This is a genomic window from Marinactinospora endophytica, assembly GCF_054780875.1.
Map to the genome: position 1 here is coordinate 256572 of NZ_BAAGVM010000004.1, position 17048 is coordinate 273619.

A 17048-nucleotide genomic window follows, 5' to 3' on the forward strand; every position below is an offset into this window, starting at 1 on the left:
GTCTTCTGGCGGAGTCGCGACTTCTTTCCGTTGCGCCCACCCGGCCTCCCCTGAACGGTGGCGCCCCCGGACCCGGGCACCCGCCCCACCGGCGGGGCCGCGCCGTCCACCTCGTCGGCCGCCCTCGCCACGCGCACGGCGATCCACGGGCTAGTAGGAGAACAGTGCAGGCAGCAGATCGACGCAAGGAGCAGTCCATCCGGACCCGGCTCCACCGAATCGTCCTCGTCCCCACGGCCGCCCTGGTGGCCCTGTGGCTCGTGGTCAGCGGCTACCTGTTCTACGGCGCGGCGGTCCAATACGCGATCGTCAAGGGCAACGAGGAGATGTTGACGCCCTCCGCGCTCGCGCTCACCTCTCTCATGGACGAGCGCTCGGCGACGCTGGCCTACCTGGAACGCCCCGCCGAGCACACCACCGCGCTCCAGGAGGCGCGCGCCGCCTCCGACACCTCGATGAACTCGGTCCTCGACAAGTTCGAGGGGCTCTTGCCGTTCTCCCCCGCGAAGGTCCAGACGCGCATCGAGGACCTGCGCGAGAGCTTCGATCGGGTTCCCGAGATCCGGGCCCTCGTGGACAGCGGTCAGGCCTCGCGCGACGACGTGTCGGAGTACTACGACGGGCTGATCCTGGCCGGCGCCGACCTGTTCGACGAGCAGGCCCGGCTCAACCCCTCCAAGGAGGCCGTCGGCCCCGGGCTCAGCGCCACCTACCTCTTCCGCGCCGTCGACCTGATGTCCCAGGCCGACGCGCAGCTGTCCCGCGCCTTCGCCTCGGGTGAACTCAGCACCGCCGACCAGCAGGAGTTCACCCGCCTGGTCGGCGCCTACCACTCCATGCTCGACGCGGTCGGCGACTACCTGGGCCCCGAGCAGGCGGAGCGGCTGGAGGCCATCCGGGCCGACGAGCGCTGGAGCGACCTGGTCGCGCTGGAGGGCGAGATCTCCGGCCGCGTGGTGGCCACGACCACCGACCCCTTCACCGGCGGGCAGGTCGAGGACACCTCGATGCCCGTGGGCGAGGAGGAGTGGCGCACCGTCTACGCGCCCACCAAGGACGCCCTCACCGAGCTCGGCGCCGAGCAGGCCCTGTGGGCCGGCGACCTCCAGGCCGAGATCGCCAACGAGGCGATCCTGCTCGCCGTGGCCGGCAGCCTCGGCGTGGCCGCCGTCTCCGCCCTCGCCTTCACCATCTCCATCCGCGCGACGCGACGCCTGGTGGCCCGGCTGAACCGGCTCCGCGACGAGACCCAGGAGCTGGCCGACCGCCGGCTGCCCGGACTGATCGAACGGCTGCGCCGCAACGAGGAGGTCGACGTCGCGGCCGAACTGCCCGAGGTCTCCCAGAGCCCGGACGAGATCGGCGAGGTCGCCCGCTCGTTCAACGCGGCCCAGCGCACCGCGGTCGAGGCCGCCGTCCAGCAGGCCGAACTACGCGAGGGCGTCAACCGGGTGTTCCTCAACATCGCCCACCGCAGCCAGACGCTCGTCCACCGCCAGCTGCGCCTGCTGGACCGCCTGGAACGCGAGCAGGAGGACCCCGAGCAGCTCACCGAACTGTTCAAGCTCGACCACCTCGCCACGCGCTCCCGCCGCAACGCCGAGAACCTGCTGATCCTGGGCGGCGAGTCGCCCGGACGCACCTGGCACCGCCCGATGCCGTTGATCGACGTGATCCGCGGCGCCATCTCCGAGTCCGGCGACTACACCCGGGTCAAGCGCCAGCGCATCGCCCGCGTCTCGCTGAGCGGCCCCGCCGTCGCCGACGTCATCCACCTCGTCGCCGAGCTCGTCGACAACGCCACCACGTTCTCGCCGCCGCACACCAGCGTCCACCTGCGCAGTGAGCAGGTGCCCAACGGGGTCACGATCGAGATCGAGGACCGCGGGCTGGGCATGAAGGAGGAGGAGTTCGCCGCCACCAACGAACTGCTGGCCAATCCGCCGGAGTTCGACGTGATGCGGCTGAACGAGAAGATGCGCCTGGGGCTGTTCGTGGTCTCGCGCCTGGCCCAGCGCCATGGCATCAGCGTGCGGTTGCGCTCCTCGCCCTACGGCGGGGTGCAGGCGATCGTCCTGTTGCCCTCCTCCCTCATCGTCGCCGACCCGAAGGGGCCGGATCCCAAGGACGGGGCCACCGACTCCGCCCCCGAGGACGACGCCCCGTCCCACGAGGACGGCGCGGCCGACGCCGAAGCGGTGCCGGGCGACGTGCTCGCCGCCGTGCCCGACGGTGAGGAGCGCACCCCCTCGCCGCAGCGGCTGCCCCGCCGCTCCCCCGGGCTCAGCCGGGCGTCCCTTGCCCCCAGCGGCCCGCTGTTCCCCCCGAGCCCGGCCTCCCCCGCCGAGACAGGGCCGAAGCCCACAGTGGAGGACGAGCCCGCGGAGGGGGACACCCCCGCGCAGGGGTCGTCCGCCGAACGGCCCCGGCTCCCCAAACGCCGCCCGCAGGCCAACCTCGCCCCCCAGCTGTACGACACCTCCCTCGTCTCCCTCCCCGAGAGGAAGCGGGAGGCCGACCCCGGTGACGACGCCGGGCCCGACCGGTCGCTGCGGCTCCGTCGAAACATGTCCGCGTTCCAGCAAGGCACCCGGCGAGGACGCGAAGAGGGCCGGCAGCGGCAGAACGACACCGAGAAGGATGCATGACCGTGACGAAGAACGCTCCCAGGGACCTGGACTGGCTACTCGACGAGCTCGTCGACCGGGCGGTCGGCGCCCAGTACGCCATCGTGCTCTCCGCGGATGGCCTGCTCATCGGCAAGTCTCGGGAACTGGGCAAGGACGACGCCGAGCACCTGTCCGCCCTGGCCTCGGCGTTCCAGAGCCTGGCCAAGGGGACCGGACGGCAGTTCGGCGGGGGACGGGTCCTCCAGACGGTCGTGGAGATGGAGCACGCCTATCTCTTCGTCACCGGAGCGGGGAACGGCGCCTGCCTGGCCGTGGTCGCCGGCGAGGAGTCCGACGTCGGCCTCATCGCTTATGAGATGAACGTGCTCGTGGAGCAGGTGGGCAAGTTCCTCGACGCCGCCCCGCGAAACGGCGAGGAGCAGGCGAACACCGAACCCGCGTCCGTGGAAGCCGACCGGTAACGGAGGCCGGAATGCCCGACCGTCACGAACCCGACCCCGGTTCCCCCGAGGCCGGCCCTCTGGTCCGGCCCTACGTCATGACGTGGGGCCGGCAACGTTCCGACGCCGTCCAGTTGGACATGATCAGCGTGGTCATCGCGGCGCGCCGCGCCGAGGTGGACGAGATGGCGCTGGAACCCGAACAGGTGGCGATCCTCGACCTGTGCCGCAGACCCCAGTCCGTGGCGGAGGTGTCGGCTCGCCTGGACATCCCGGTGGCCGTGGTCAAGGTCCTGTTGAGCGACCTCATCGGGCGTGGCTACGTCCTCGCCCGCGCCCCTTACACGACGGAGAGCCCGGTGAGCCGGGACGTATTGCAGGCGGTACTCGATGGCATCCAAAGGCTCTGACCCCAGTAGTGGCGAGAACGTCATCCCCTCGGCGATCAAGATCCTGATCGCGGGCGGCTTCGGCGCGGGCAAGACCACGATGGTCGGCTCGGTCAGCGAGATCGCCCCGCTCAGTACCGAGGAGCTGATGACCGAGGCCAGCCTCGGCGTGGACGACCTCTCGGGTGTGGAGGAGAAGAGCACGACGACGGTCGCGCTGGACTTCGGCCGCATCACCATCAACGACGGTCTGGTGCTCTACCTGTTCGGTACGCCGGGCCAGCAGCGTTTCTGGTTCATGTGGGACGAGCTGGCGCTGGGTTCGCTGGGCGCGGTCGTGCTGGCCGACACCCGACGGCTGGAGACGTGTTTCCCCTCGGTTGATTTCTTCGAACGGCGCGCAATCCCGTTCGTCGTCGCCGTGAACTGCTTCGAGGGCGCGCATCGCTACGATCCCGAGGAGGTGCGGGAGGCGCTCAGCATTTCCTCTCACACCCCTATCGTGTTGTGTGACGCGCGTTCACGGGAATCCAGCAAAGAGGTCCTGTCGACCCTGGTCAACCACGTCGCGGAAACGATTTCGGCGGGAGTGTAGCCGTCGGGAGGCCCCGCGCCGCCGGCCTTACCGCCATCGAGCCCCCGAATCAACTGAAATGGATAAACGTGTATCCACCCCACGATTCCATTTCCTCCGCCCTCGGGATTAGGCTGTTGAGAGGCGATCCGGCGGCGCGTGGCATCGGCGCGCGCAAACACGTCGGAATCTGGACGGCGAGATCGAGAGAGCCTTGATGAAACGCTACGACTGGTACGACGAGATCCACCGGCTGGACGCCGAGGCCGACTGCCTGCGGATCACCCAGATCATCGCCACACACGAATTCCCCTGGGATATGACCCAGGCCCTCGGGTTGGCCCTGTACCGGACCTACGCGGTGCCCAGCATCGGCGAACTGCTGTACCGGACCCGCGAGTTCACCGAACGGACCCAGCACCGCTACGACGACACCGGGCTGATCCTGGACGCCATCATGGAGCACGGTTTCGAACCGGGGCCGGGGCGCGACGCGCTACGCCGGATGAACCAGATGCACCGCTCCTACGACATCTCCAACGACGACTACCTCTACGTGCTCAGCACGTTCGTGGTCATGCCGGTGCGCTGGCTCAACGACTGGGGCTTCGGCTGGCGCCGGCTCAGCGACCACGAGATCACGGCGGGCACCAACTACTACCGCCGGCTCGGCAAGCACATGGGGATCAAGGACATCCCCGAGACCTACGCCGACTTCCTGGAGCTGTTCGACTCCTACGAGCGGGCCCACTTCGGCTACTCCGAGGGCGGGCGCAAGGTGGCGGACGCGACGCTGGACCTGATGGTCGACTTCTTCCCCTCCTGGCAGCGTCCGGTCGTCCGGCCGTTCACGATGGCGCTGCTGGACGACCGGTTGATCACGGCGTTCCGCTATGACGAGCCGTCGCGGACCTGGCGTTTCCTCGCCCGGGCCGGCCTGAAGGCCCGCGCCAGGGTCGTCCGCATGATGCCCCCGCGCAAGGAGCCGATGTGGGTGCGGATGAGCCCCAACATCCGCAGCTACCCGAACGGGTTCGACGTGTCGCAGATCGGGACCTTCCCCAAGGGCTGCCCCGTGCCCCACGGACTGGCCACCGTCGAGGTGCCCGAGACCGGTGCGCGGGTTCCGGTGCCGCAGTCCGCGCGGGGGACGGCCGATCCCGCCGGGCACGCCTGACCCGCGCACGCCACCGTGTGGGGGAGGGCGGCGCGCCCTCCCCCACACGTGCGATCACACGGAGACGACCGTCGCCTGACGCAGCGTCGGCGCGGCCACCTCGGCCCAGGCGGCGATGACCGCCGCCGGATCGCCCAGCTCGTCGCGGGCCAGCAGCAGCCCCGGCTCGATCACCCTGGCGCCCAGGTCCGAGAGCAGGACGCGCAGGTCGTCCTCCACCCCGCGTCCGGTGCGCAGATCGTCCACGACGGCCATGGGGACGGCGATGGTGTGGCCGAGACCGACCTCGGGGATCCGGTCCAAGAACACCTTCAGCAGGCCCGTGTAGCTGCCGTGGACCTGGGGCGAGACCACCAGGACGACGTCGCTGGCGCGCACCCGGCCGAGCGCGGCCGCGACCTCCTCGCCCGGATCGGCGGCCAGCAGCGCGGAGCCGAAGGAGGCGAGGTCGACGACCTCGATGGGGTGGGCAAGCCCGGTGGGCGGGAGCAGGACCTCGGCGGCGCGGAGGGCGGCGGCGCGGAGGGCCGCGTGGGACTGGGGGGCACCGATGAGCACGGTGAAGCTGGTCATGGAGGATCTCCTGGTGAGACATGGCCGCGAGGCCGGGAGGAACGTGGCGCTGGAGCCGGCCGGACGGGACTACGGTGTCCCCGGCCGGGCCCTGTCTCGCGAAACGATGGGATCGCGGCGAGAAAGGCTGGTAGTGGCGGCGTCTGGAAAATCCCCGCAGCCGCGCGCGACGTTCCACAACGTGGAGATCACCGGGATCTGGACCGTGAGCCGAGCACCGCGGGGGACGAGAACAGCGCAGGGCGGATGCCCTGGACTGGCGCTCAGCTACAACACAGTGCGCTCGCCTGCTGTCGAAGATCGACGTGCAGGCGCTGGACAAGCAGCTCACCGGGGGCCATAGTCCCCATGATGCGCGGGGGCGGCACTATCGTCAATGCGTGGTAGGGGTTTCCTCCCCCTCGCGAGCATGACGGCGGACGGTCCGATGCGCCCGCTCGGCGCGAAACGGCCCAGCTCCTGGGCTCCTTTCACACCGGTGGCGGCGCACTCCCGACACAACGGCACACGGTGTGGTATACGGCACAGGAAGGTGCGGACATGGGCACGGTGGCGAACGCTCGGCTGGTCACTCCCGACGGAGTACTGGAGGGATGGCTACGCGTCGAGGACGGGCGCATCACGGCCCTGGGGCCGGGCCCCGTCCCCGAACCCCGCGGTGAGACGGTCGACGCCGCAGGACGCTGGGTACTGCCCGGCGCGATCGACATCCACGTGCACGGTGGCGCCGGCGCGGCCTTCACCGACGCCGACCCCGAACGGGCCCGTTCGATCGTGGAGTTCAACCGCTCGCACGGCGTCACGACCGTGGTCGGGGGGCTCGTCGCGGCCTCCCCCGAGGACACGCTGCGTCAGGTGGCCGCCCTCGCCGAACTCGCCGACGACGGTGACCTCGCCGGCATCTACCTCGAAGGCCCCTACATCGCGAAGAGCCGGTGCGGGGCGCATGACCCGGCGCTGCTGCGCGACCCCGACCTGGAGGAGTTCGCGGCGGTGCTCAAGGCCGGCCGCGGGCACGTCCGGATGATCACCGTGGCGCCCGAGCTGCCCGGCGCGCTGGACCTCATCCGCGCGGCGACCGCCGAAGGCGTGGTGGCCGCTGTCGGCCACACCGAGGCCACCTACGACCAGGCGCGTGCCGCGTTCGACGCGGGCGCCACCGTCGCCACCCACCTGTTCAACGCGATGCGGCCCCTGCACCACCGCGAGCCCGGGCCCATCGCCGCCGCGTTGGCCGACGAGCGTGTCACCGTCGAGCTGATCAACGACGGCGTGCACCTGCACCCGGCGATCGTCGGCCTGGCGGCGTCCCAGGCCGGCCCCGAGCGGGTTGCGCTCATCACCGACGCCATGGCCGCGACCGGCCTGGGGGACGGCGAGTACACGCTGGGGAAGCTGCGGGTGCGCGTCGAGAACGGCAACGCGGTGGTGGTCGAGACCGGCGCGATCGCCAGCAGCACGATCGTGCTGCCCGAGGCGATCAGCCGGGCGGTCCACCATGTCGGCCTGCGCCTGGAGGACGCCGCCCGGTCGGCCTCGGAGGTCCCGGCCCGCGCCCTGGGGCTCACCGGGGTCGGCTCGCTGGTCGAGGGCGGGCGGGCCGACCTGCTCGTGCTCGACGAGGACCTGAGTGTGGCCGGCGTGATGCACCGCGGGAACTGGATCCGCTCGTTGTGAACCGCCGCGGGACGGCCGGGCCGGCCTGGCCGGGCCGTCCCGCGGTCGCCATGATGGACACATGGATCCTCGTTCCGCGCACCTCCTGTGGGATGCCGCCCCTCTCTGGCTCAACACCGCCCAGTACGGACTTCCGCCACGCCCGGCCTACGAGGCCCTGCGTTCGGCCCTGGACGGCTGGCGGCACGGCAGGGAGACGCCCGAGGTCTGGTTTCCCGCCGGCGAGGCCGCGCGGGCGCGCTTCGGCGAACTCGTGGGGGCGCCTCCACAGGACGTGGTCCAGGGGGCCGCGACCTCACAGCTGCTCTCCGCGATCGCCCTGGCCGTCCCCGACGGCGCCCGGGTGGTGATCCCCGACGGGGAGTACACCTCCAACGCCTACCCCTGGATGGTCCACGCCGACCGCGGGGTGAAGGTCGTGACCGTGCCGCCCGGCGAGCTGGCCGCCGCGATCGACTCCGAGACCTGGGCGGTCGCGTTCAGCCTGGTCTCCTTCTCGACCGGGGAGATCGCCCCCGTGGACGACATCGTCGCGGCGGCCCGGCGGCACGGCACGAGGGTGATCGTCGACGGCACCCAGGGGGTGGGCTGGCTGCCCGTGGACGCCACGCGCTTCGACGCGCTGGTGTGCTCCTGCTACAAGTGGCTGATGGCGCCGCGCGGGCTGGCGTTCGGCTACCTGGCCCCCGGACTGCGCGCCGTGATGCGCCCGATCGCGGCCGGACCGAGCGCGGCGGCCGATCCGGCGGGGGCGTTCTCCGACATGGACATGCGCCTGTCGCGCAGCGCGTCCCGGTTCGACATCTCGCCGAACTGGTTCGCGGGGGTCGCCGCCGCCGTCTCCCTGGGGGTGCTGCTCGACATCGGGGTCGAGCGCGTCCACGCGCACAACGTGGCCATGGCCGACCGGTTCCGCGCCGGGGTCGGGCTGCCTCCGGGCGGCTCGGCGATCGTCTCGGTCGGCCTGCCCGGTGGCGCGGAGCGGCTTCGGGAGGCGGGCGTGCGCTTCTCCGAACGTTCCGGCCGACTCCGGCTGTCCTTCCACGTCTACACGACGGAGTCCGACGTGGACCGCGCGGTGCGGGCCCTCACCGGCTGAACCGCCGCGCAGGAGGCCGCGGCGTGTCGGCGGCGCGCTCCGTCCCGGCTCGGCCACGGAGGGTGACAATGGCGGGAGGACCACCGCATCTCCCGTGAGGACAGCATGTTCCGTGCCGAGCGCGCCCGTCGACCTCCCCGGACCCCGGTATCACCGCCGCCGCCGGTCCTGTCCGCCCTGCCGGTCACGCCCACCGGGCCGGCCGAACGCCATCAGCTCGCCGAACTCGCCTCCGCGCTCTCCGGCTACGGTGTGTGGGCGCGGGTGATCGAGAGCGGTGTGCCGTTCCTGCGGGTGAGCAACCCCCGGTCCTTCTACGCGGTCGAGGACGTGGTCTGCGAGCGGCACGCCGACTCCTTCACCTTCCGGACCTCCTTCGGCGTCGTGCTCGGCGACAGCAGGGAGCTTCCCCGCGCCGCGGTGCGCACGGCCTGGCTCGTCGGCGCGATCGACCGCTGATCCCGACGGGGGCCGTTGATCAGCCGGCCCGCTTGCGGCCGCGCCGCATGGCCCCGCCCAGAACGGTCAGCACCAGCCCGAGCACGGCGATCCCCAGGTAGGCGGTCTGGGACAGGTCGAACCACAGATGCAACAGTCCCATCTCCCTGTCGAGGAACGGCCCCACGAATCCGAGGACTCCCTGGATCAGCACGAGGATCCCGACGATCTCCACCATGGTTCCGGTTCCCTTCCGACGTTCGCCGGCCACGGAGGCGTCGTGGCTGTGGCCGCTGGACCCATGCTCACGCCCGAAGGGCAGGCTTTCCTCCCCCCGGGGAGGGAGATCTCCTCCTCCGAAGGAATGAGGGACGCAAACGCGCAGAGCCGCCGGCCTGATGGCCGACGGCTCTGCGTCACTGGGTGGAGGTGGCGGGAATCGAACCCGCGTCCTTCGGTACCGCAACAGGGCTTCTCCGGGCGCAGTCTGCTGTACGTTCTACTCGGCTCCAGCGCTCACGCAGACGTGTCGCTGACAAGCCCAGCCACGTGAATTTCCCGATCGGGCCCCGTGGCCTGATCCGATCGGTAAGTCTCCTGAACGATGCCGGAACCTGAGCCGGAGACGAGCTCAGGCCGACAGAGTCGCTATCGCTTAGGCAGCGAGAGCGAACTCAGTGCGCTTAGAATTGGCACTTGTATTTATGCGATCGCAGGATTTACGAGGTCACAACCGCAACCCTCGGCCCGCTTCCCCTGGAACAACCACCGAAGTCGAAACCGATCACCCCCTGTGGAATTTTCAACGGGCCCGAGGGCCCGCGCGCGGGGCCGCCGCAGCGGTCCCGACGTTCTCACGCTACCGGTACAACGGCCGCGGAGCCAAGTCGATTCCCGCCCGGCGCAGATTTTTCGGAGCGACGTCACAACCGGGTGGGTGAACGCCGGGGCTCGGAGCCCGCACATGAGAAACCCCCGCGGGCGCGGACGGGATCCATCGACGCTGCCCGCGAGGGCGGCCGGCAGGGTCGGGCCGGCCTCGAAACGACAGGGCCTCCCCCGAGACGAGGTCCTGTCCTTCAGGACTGGTCACCGCAACCCCCTTTACGGTTCCAGTCATAGGGGAAGACGCCCCAGGCCACGGGGCGGGTTGCCCCATTGGCCGAGTTTGCTGGTGTTTTGCCCGGTGAGCTCTTCCCGGAAGCCCCCGTCTCGCCCCTCCACGGGCCACCCGCTCGCGTCCCGGGAGGTCCCTACCACCGGTCCCTTGGCCACGCCCGCGAACACGGCGGGCACGCCCGGTACCCCGACGCGGGATCCCCACGGCCACACCCGTCCGGCCCGCGACCGGCGATCCCGCCGTCGCACGGGCCGGGGCCGGGAAAACGGACGTGGGGCCGGGCGATCCGCCCGGCCCCACGTCAGCGGCGGAGGTCAGTACACCGGATCGACGGCGGGAACCCCACCGGCGTCGGCGGCGCTTCCCTCCTGCGCCGTCGTGTCCTGCACATACCCGTAGGGCAGGCGCTGGAGGAAGTCGGCCGCGGCCGAGACCGCGAACGAGTAGGTGTTCGCCGGGTCGGTCTCCACCGCCACCGCGAATGCGACCTGGCCCTGGTAGCCGACGAACCACTGGACCGCGCCGGCCTCGCCGTCGATCTCCTGCTCGGCGAAGCCCACCTGGCCGTGTACCGGCACCATCCCGATGTTGGCCGCCGCCGCGGACCCCTCTTGCACGGTCGAGCGCATCATCGCCCGCAGCGACTCCACCACGGCCGGATCGAGCTCGACGGAGGGGGACTCCTCAGCGCCTTCCTCGTCGGCGACCAGGCGAGGCGCGTGCCAGGTCCCCTCGGCCACCGCCGCGGCGACCGTGGCCATCGTCAGGGGGCTGACCTTGACACCGTCGGCGCCCACCATGGCCGCCGCGATGCCGGCCTCGCCGCCTCCCGGGGAGAACTCACCGGTGTAGGCGGGCACCGGAACCTGCCAGTCGCCTCCGATGCCGAAGTCGGCCGCGGCGGCGTTCAGCGCCTCGGGGTCGGCCTCGGCCGCCAGGCCGGCGAAGGTGGTGGCGCAGGCGTTGGCGAACGCGCGGGTCAGGTCGGGCTGGCCCCACATCAGGGAGGCACCGCCGGGGTTGGTGAAGGTGCGGTCGCCGATGGTGGTCTCGGCGTCGCAGGTCACCGCCTGGTCCGCGCTCACCGCACCGGAGCTCAGGAGGGCGGCGGCCGAGACGATCGTGAACGCCTCGCCCGGGTGGTACTCCCTGGTGAAGGCACCGACGTTGTCGACGTCGTCGGGCCGGCCGGCGGCCCCCAGGATCTCGCCGCTGCGAGCGTCGAGGGCGACGAGGTAGGCGCTGCCCGGGAGCAGTTCCAGGGCCCCCTCGGCGGCGGTCTGGACGTCGCTGTCGAGGGTGGTGGTGAGCGAACCGCTCTCCTGTCCGGCCCACTCGTGCAGGACCTCGGTCTCGCCGCCCCGTTCGTCGAGGGTGACCACCTTGGTGGTCGCGGACCCCGCGAGCCTTTGCTGGTAGACGCTCTGCAGGCCGCCGAGGCCCACCGTGTCACCGGCCTGGTAGGGGCCCGAGACCCGGGAGGAGACCTTGTGCTCGACCGTTCCGGCGACCTCGCCGACGATCGCGGAGGCCATGTTGGGGGCGAGCGGCATCTTCAGCTCGCTCGTCTCGACGCCGGGAATGCCCGTGGCGCGGGACAGGAGCGAGGGGTCGACGTCCTGGGCGCGCATGAGCACCAGGGGCTGGAACTCCTCCGGCGGCGCCGAGCGCACCCGGTTGAGCAGCGGCTCGGGGTCCTCGCCGAGGATCTCGGCGAGGCCCTGGATACCGCCCTCCATGTCGTCCATCCGGGCCGGGCGGACACCGAAGGCGATGACGTCGGTCTCGCCGACGAGCGGCTGCTCGGAACGGTCGTAGATCTGGCCGCGGTCGGGCACGTCGTAGGTGATGGCCAGCCGCTCGCCCTCGGCGAGGCGCGGGTGGATGACGGCGGGCGACCAGTTGATGGCCCACCCCTCGGAGGTGCGGGAGAGGGGCATGCTGCCCTCGTACTCCCACACCGGGTCGCCGATCCCCAGGTCGGCCTGTACGTCGAACGAGGCTGTCGCCGTGTCCCCATCGATGGAGATGGGTCCCAGGCCCAGCCGTAGCGCCGCCAGGTCGAGCTGGTCGTGCGCCTGTTGGAGGGCCGCGGCGACCGAGTCGACGTCGCCGTCGGTCTGGCGGGCCGCGGCCTCGTAGTCGCCGGCCTGCCAGTCGAGCAGGAACGTGCGGACGGCGACCTCGGGGCTGGGCTCCGCCGCACAACCGGCCATGACGGTCACCGTGGCGGCGCTCACCGTCGCGGCCAGGAAACGACGGAGGTGACGGGGGGACACCTTTGGGGTTCCTTTCACACGCTCAGCGCCGACGCCGCAGAGCGCGTTCGACCTCACGCTGGGCCTCACGTTCGGCGATGTCGTGGCGTTTGTCGTATTCGCGCTTACCGCGCGCCAGCGCGATCTCGACCTTGGCCCGTCCGTCGCTGAAGTACAGCGACAGCGGGATCAGGGTACGACCCGCTTCCTGGGTCTTGCCGATGAGTTTGGCGATCTCCTCGCGGTGCAACAGCAGCTTGCGGGGCCGGCGCGTTTCGTGGTTGGTCCACGTCCCTTGGGTGTACTCCGGGATGTGGACGTTGTGCAGCCACACCTCGCCGTCCCTGACCAGCGCGAAACCGTCCACCAGGGAGGCCCGTCCGGCACGCAGCGACTTCACCTCGGTGCCGGTGAGGACGAGCCCCGCCTCGTAGGTGTCGTCGATGTGGTAGTCGTGCCGGGCACGCCGGTTCTGGGCGATGGTCTTGCGCCCCTTTTCCCGTGGCACTGAAGAACCCCTTTCTGCCGCCTCACACCCGCAGGTAGCGCCGCAGCGTCAGGAAGGAGGCGATGGTACAGAGCAGCACGCCGAGGATCATCGACACGCCGATGACGTAGAAGACCGAGCCCATACCCAGCGTGACGTCGAACTGGAACCAGTCCTGGACCTTGTCCAGCAGGAAGAACTTCGTCGCCACGATGAAGCCCGAGGCGAAGATACCGCCGATGAGACCGGCGATCGCGCCCTCCAAGAGGAAGGGGAGCTGGATGTAGAAGTTCGACGCGCCGACGAGCCGCATGATGCCGGTCTCGCGACGGCGGCTGTAGGCCGACAGACGGATGGTGTTGCCGATCAGCAGCGCGGCGGCGGCCAGCTGGACGGCCGCGACGACGAGAGCGGCCCACTTGAGACCGTCGAGCAGCTCGAAGAACTGGTCGAGGACCTCCTGGTCGTTGGAGACCGAGTCCACGCCCGGCATCTCGGCGACCGCGCCCGCGACCGTGTCGTGGTCGCCGGGGTCCTGGAGCTGCACCCGGAAGTTCGCCGGGATGTCCCCTTCCTCGGTCGCCTCGACCAGGGCCTCGCTGTTGGAGAAGCGGTCCTGGAAGTCCTGCCACGCTTCGCTCTCGGTCATGAAGGTGACCTCGGCGACCTCGGGCATGGATTCGAGCTGGGACTGGATCGCCTGCCGCTCTTCGTCGCTGGCCGCTCCGCTCTCCTGGCAGATGGCGCTCGGAGAGGTGTCGTTGCACAGGTAGACCGTGAGCGAGACACGCTCGCCCCAGTACCCGCGCATCTCGGAGACCTGCTGGTTGATGAGCAGACCGGCACCGAAGAGGGCCAGCGAGATGGCCACCGTGGTGATCACCGCGATGGTCATCGTCAGATTCCGGCGCAGACCGATCCAGATCTCGGAAAGTACGAACTGTGCTCGCATGATGTTCTAAGGGTCCATCCTTGTGGGGCTTCGCCGCGCTGGTTCACCAACGCTGGAACGCGTAGCCGGCCGGCGTCTTAGTACGCCTGACCGTAGACACCACGCGACTGGTCCCGCACGACCTGGCCCTCTTCGAGCTCGATGACACGTTTGCGCATCGAGTCGACGATGGCGGCATCGTGGGTCGCCATGACGACGGTCGTTCCCGTCCGGTTGATTCGGTCGAGCACCTTCATGATGCCGATCGAGGTGGCAGGGTCGATGTTCCCGGTGGGCTCGTCGGCCAGCAGGATCTGCGGACGGTTGACGAACGCGCGCGCGATCGCGACGCGCTGCTGCTCACCACCCGAAAGCTCGTCGGGCATGCGGGTGGACTTGCCTTCCAGCCCGACCAGCTCCACGACCTCGGGAACGACCTTGCGGATGAATCGGCGGGGCTTGCCGATGACCTCCAGCGCGAACGCGACGTTCTCGAAGACGTTCTTGTTCGGCAGCAGCCGGAAGTCCTGGAAGACACAGCCGATGCGGCGCCGCAGGTGCGGCACCTTCCAGTTGGACAGACGAGCGAGGTCCTTGCCCGCGACATGGACCCGCCCCTTGGTGGGCTTCTCCTCCTTGAGGACGAGCCGCAGGAACGTTGACTTACCCGAGCCGGACGGACCGACGAGGAAGACGAACTCCCCCTTGTCGACGTCGATGGAAACGCCGTCGAGAGCGGGGCGTTTCTGGGTCGGGTAGACCTTGGTGACGTTTTCGAAGTGGATCACAGGTGCATCACAAGGTTCTCGAAGGTTGGGGAGCCCAGGCGGAACCCATCCGCTCGGGGCAGTACCGGCCACAGGGCCAATCGACAGTGTAGGGGTGAATGCAACCCGGAATGTCCAGATCGAGACTCGTTCCCGGAACGATCCCACGGAGGCGGAACCGGTTCTCCGGAACGGCCGTCTCTTCCTCCCCCTGCCACCACGGCGTCGCCATCGCGCCGGGACACCGGGGGTTCACGGGGCATCCACTCCCACGCCGCGCTCGACCGAGCTGCGGAACGGAACAGCAGGACCGAGCATATCGGAAGAGTCAACCGGTGATAACGTTCACATATACGTGTTTCCGATAAAACCGCTGCTCCGGCGCTATTCCGCGGCGCGCTCCTGGTTGCGCATCCAACGGATCTCGGCATCGATGAATTCGTCGATCTCGCCGTCGAGCACCGCGCCGGTGTTGCCGGTCTCGACGTTGGTGCGCACGTCCTTGACGTTCTGGTAGGGGTGCAGCACGTAGTTGCGCATCTGAGTGCCCCAGCTGCTGGCCCCCTCGCCGCGCAGCTCGTCGATCTCGGCACGCTCCTCCTGCCGCTTGCGCTCCAGCAGCTTGGCCTGGAGGACCGACATGGCGGTGGCGCGGTTCTGCAGCTGCGACCGCTCGTTCTGGCAGGAGACGACGATGCCGGTGGGCAGGTGGGTGATGCGCACCGCCGAGTCGGTGGTGTTGACGCCCTGACCACCCGGACCGCTGGAACGGTAGACGTCGATGCGCAGTTCGCTCTCGTCGATGTCGATGTGGTCGCTCTGCTCGACCACCGGGACGACGTCCACGCCCGCGAAGGAGGTCTGGCGCCGGCTCTGGTTGTCGAACGGCGAGATGCGCACCAGGCGGTGTGTGCCGTGCTCACCGCGCAGCGTGCCGTAGGCGAACGGGGCCCGCACCGCGAAGGTGGTGGACTTGATGCCCGCCTCTTCGGCGTAGGAGGTCTCATAGATCTCGGTCGGGTAGCCGTGGCGCTCGGCCCAGCGCAGGTACATGCGCTGGAGCATCTGGGCCCAGTCGGCGGCGTCGACGCCGCCGGCCTGGGCGTTGATGCTGACCAGCGCCTCACGCTCGTCATAGGGGCCGGACAGCAGCGTGCGGACCTCAAGGTCGCCGATGTCCTTGCGCAGGGCCGTCAGCTCGTCCTGGGCCTCGGTGAGGGTGTCGGCGTCGTCCTCGGCCGCCGCCAGCTCGAACAGCACGCCGAGGTCGTCGAGCCTGCGACGGATCCCCTCGACCTTGGTGACCTCGGACTCAAGGTAGGACAGTCGCCGGGTGACCTTCTGCGCGTTGTCCTGGTCGCTCCACAGCTCCGGATCCGCGGACTGCTCGCGCAGCTGTTCGATCTCCGTGCGCTTGGCGTCGAGGTCCAACACGGACTCGACGCTCTCCAGCGTCGCCGAGAGTTCCTTGATCTGGTCTGCGGGGTCTAGGTCTGCCACGCTCCCAAGTCTAGGGCGTCGCGGAGGCGTCCTTCACTCACAGCCCTCGCGCCGCGCAGGCGGCCTCGACCCTGCGGCGAACGTCGGCGACCACGGCGACCAGCTCCTGGGGGATCTCCAGCCCCCGCAGCCGGGCCAGCGCGAGCGCCGCGTCCCCGGGTCGTCCCAGGCGCAGGTCGGCCTCGATCGCCTCGATGAGCGGCAACGGGCCGCGCGAGCCGGTCCAGTGCCGCCTGACCAGGGCCGTGCAGATCGCGTCGTGTCCCTCGGCGGCCAGGATCCGCGCGGCGGCCGCCAGCGGTCCCGGCTCGGAGGGGGCCGACCGGCAGGCCGTCTCGAACAGTTCCAGGGCCGTCTGCGTGTCCCCGCCGCGCAACTCCAGCTCGCCCAGGATGATCCGGGCGCGCCAGCTCCGCTCGGACCGCTCGGCCACCCACTGGGCCGCCGCCTGCGGCCCCTCCTCGCGCAGCCGGTACTTGTACCCCCATTCCAGCGCGTCGGGGTGATCGGGGTCGTGGCGCAGCGCGTTGTCCAGTGCCGTCGCGACATCGCGGTCGCTGCCCCGCCACGAGGCCAAGGGGGCGAGCGCGAACCAGGTGTCCGCGCTGCCGCCGCGCGCGCGGATGTACCGGATCAAGACGTTCTCGGCCCGGGCGTGCTCGGCACAGGCCCGCAGGACGAGGGCGTGCGCGAGCACCGCCCGCTGTGCGTCGTCGTCGATGTCGCGCAGCCGCTCGGCCGCGGGCAGCGCCTCGCGTGCCCGTCCCTGGTCGAGCGCGCGCAGGACGGCCGCGTACAACAGGTCGGGGTCGTCCCAGACCTCACCGGTCTCCTCGTAGGGCCCGTCCGGGCGAGCCGTCTGTCGTCTGTCGTCCATCGTGCCCACGACACTAGATCGCGCCCCGCGCCACCGCCTCGCGTGGTCCGGGTAACGACGCGGCGGGGGCGCGCCCCGTGGGCACGCCCCCGCCGTCGGCGAACCGGTTCC

The 17048-nt window shown here is 70.3% G+C and carries 16 protein-coding genes and 1 other RNA gene; 8 read left to right on the forward strand and 9 right to left on the reverse strand.

The window, feature by feature from the left end; translation table 11 throughout:
• Window positions 1-164 precede the first annotated feature (164 nt).
• From ACYVHU_RS09880 to ACYVHU_RS09900, 5 genes are all read left to right on the forward strand, one after another.
• A complete protein-coding gene (locus ACYVHU_RS09880) occupies window positions 165-2648 on the forward strand; it encodes a sensor histidine kinase (RefSeq protein WP_498948169.1) in 2484 nt (827 codons plus the stop codon).
• Complete coding sequence (locus ACYVHU_RS09885) at window positions 2645-3091, forward strand: roadblock/LC7 domain-containing protein (RefSeq protein ID WP_432936823.1); 447 nt, start codon at window positions 2645-2647, stop codon at window positions 3089-3091. The genes ACYVHU_RS09880 and ACYVHU_RS09885 overlap by 4 nt, the downstream gene beginning before the upstream one ends.
• A gap of 11 nt (window positions 3092-3102) precedes the next feature.
• Window positions 3103-3480, forward strand: coding sequence for a DUF742 domain-containing protein (locus tag ACYVHU_RS09890; protein ID WP_498948170.1), 378 nt, complete (start codon window positions 3103-3105; stop codon window positions 3478-3480).
• Window positions 3461-4054 carry a GTP-binding protein gene (locus tag ACYVHU_RS09895; RefSeq protein WP_498948171.1) on the forward strand — a complete coding sequence of 198 codons (594 nt, stop codon included), beginning with the start codon at window positions 3461-3463 and terminating at the stop codon, window positions 4052-4054. Before ACYVHU_RS09890 ends, ACYVHU_RS09895 begins: the two co-directional genes overlap by 20 nt.
• Before the next feature lie 196 nt (window positions 4055-4250).
• Window positions 4251-5210, forward strand: coding sequence for an oxygenase MpaB family protein (locus ACYVHU_RS09900; RefSeq protein WP_498948172.1), 960 nt, complete (start codon window positions 4251-4253; stop codon window positions 5208-5210).
• 54 nt (window positions 5211-5264) lie between these two features.
• Here ACYVHU_RS09900 and ACYVHU_RS09905 read toward each other — a convergent pair whose 3' ends face one another.
• Window positions 5265-5783, reverse strand: a complete 519-nt coding sequence (locus tag ACYVHU_RS09905) for an NADPH-dependent FMN reductase (RefSeq protein ID WP_498948173.1) — start codon at window positions 5781-5783, stop codon at window positions 5265-5267.
• Between the two features lie 540 nt (window positions 5784-6323).
• Here ACYVHU_RS09905 and nagA point away from each other — a divergent pair.
• The 3 genes from nagA (at window position 6324) to ACYVHU_RS09920 (ending at window position 9018) form a co-directional block, all read left to right on the forward strand.
• The gene (gene nagA, locus ACYVHU_RS09910; protein WP_498948174.1) at window positions 6324-7460 is read left to right on the forward strand and encodes an N-acetylglucosamine-6-phosphate deacetylase; all 1137 of its coding nucleotides are present in this window, start codon (window positions 6324-6326) and stop codon (window positions 7458-7460) included.
• Between the two features lie 61 nt (window positions 7461-7521).
• The gene (locus ACYVHU_RS09915) at window positions 7522-8559 is read left to right on the forward strand and encodes an aminotransferase class V-fold PLP-dependent enzyme (RefSeq protein ID WP_498948175.1); all 1038 of its coding nucleotides are present in this window, start codon (window positions 7522-7524) and stop codon (window positions 8557-8559) included.
• A gap of 105 nt (window positions 8560-8664) precedes the next feature.
• Window positions 8665-9018 carry a hypothetical protein gene (locus tag ACYVHU_RS09920; protein WP_498948176.1) on the forward strand — a complete coding sequence of 118 codons (354 nt, stop codon included), beginning with the start codon at window positions 8665-8667 and terminating at the stop codon, window positions 9016-9018.
• Window positions 9019-9037: 19 nt separating this feature from the next.
• Here the strand turns inward: ACYVHU_RS09920 and ACYVHU_RS09925 are convergent, their stop codons facing one another.
• From ACYVHU_RS09925 to ACYVHU_RS09960, 8 genes are all read right to left on the reverse strand, one after another.
• Window positions 9038-9235, reverse strand: coding sequence for a hypothetical protein (locus ACYVHU_RS09925; RefSeq protein WP_498948177.1), 198 nt, complete (start codon window positions 9233-9235; stop codon window positions 9038-9040).
• 183 nt (window positions 9236-9418) lie between these two features.
• Window positions 9419-9789: a transfer-messenger RNA gene (gene ssrA / locus ACYVHU_RS09930) on the reverse strand.
• A 642-nt stretch (window positions 9790-10431) separates the two neighbouring features.
• Entirely contained in the window at window positions 10432-12396 is a 1965-nt protein-coding gene (locus ACYVHU_RS09935) for a penicillin-binding protein (RefSeq protein ID WP_498948178.1), read from the reverse strand.
• 22 nt (window positions 12397-12418) lie between these two features.
• Window positions 12419-12883, reverse strand: coding sequence for an SsrA-binding protein SmpB (smpB, locus tag ACYVHU_RS09940; RefSeq protein ID WP_078761577.1), 465 nt, complete (start codon window positions 12881-12883; stop codon window positions 12419-12421).
• Between the two features lie 22 nt (window positions 12884-12905).
• The gene (ftsX, locus tag ACYVHU_RS09945; RefSeq protein WP_498948179.1) at window positions 12906-13814 is read right to left on the reverse strand and encodes a permease-like cell division protein FtsX; all 909 of its coding nucleotides are present in this window, start codon (window positions 13812-13814) and stop codon (window positions 12906-12908) included.
• Between the two features lie 77 nt (window positions 13815-13891).
• Window positions 13892-14581, reverse strand: coding sequence for a cell division ATP-binding protein FtsE (gene ftsE, locus ACYVHU_RS09950; protein WP_078761578.1), 690 nt, complete (start codon window positions 14579-14581; stop codon window positions 13892-13894).
• Between the two features lie 363 nt (window positions 14582-14944).
• On the reverse strand, window positions 14945-16060 hold the full coding sequence (gene prfB, locus ACYVHU_RS09955) for a peptide chain release factor 2 (protein WP_078761579.1): 1116 nt from the start codon (window positions 16058-16060) through the stop codon (window positions 14945-14947).
• Between the two features lie 37 nt (window positions 16061-16097).
• Window positions 16098-16937: a tetratricopeptide repeat protein gene (locus ACYVHU_RS09960; protein ID WP_498948180.1), complete on the reverse strand. Its 840-nt coding sequence runs from the start codon at window positions 16935-16937 to the stop codon at window positions 16098-16100.
• Window positions 16938-17048 lie beyond the last annotated feature (111 nt).